At 42.9% G+C, this 233-nt stretch carries 1 protein-coding gene; it reads left to right on the top strand.

Annotated features, from left to right (window positions below):
* Positions 1-233: transposase (locus tag B2R82_RS08690; protein WP_286924479.1), on the top strand; the 233-nt coding region annotated here is incomplete at both ends.

Genomic DNA, 233 nt, shown 5'->3' on the forward strand with positions numbered 1-233 from the left:
AAAAGGTTGTTCGTACCCTGATGAAGCGGTGTTAACGAACGCGAAAGAACATGATCGTGGTCAGCTTGAAATTCTCGTTGATGACAAAGAATGCATGTACGTGTTTGACCGAGGCTACTTAGATTATGAGCGCTTTGATCGCATGACAGATGATGGATTTTTCTTTGTCTCACGCTTACGAAAAAACGCCGTAACACGTGTGGTTGAATCGTTTGAAGTACCTGAACAGTCAT

The organism is Lysinibacillus sp. UBA6686, assembly GCF_002455205.1.
GTDB lineage: Bacteria > Bacillota > Bacilli > Bacillales_A > Planococcaceae > Lysinibacillus > Lysinibacillus pakistanensis.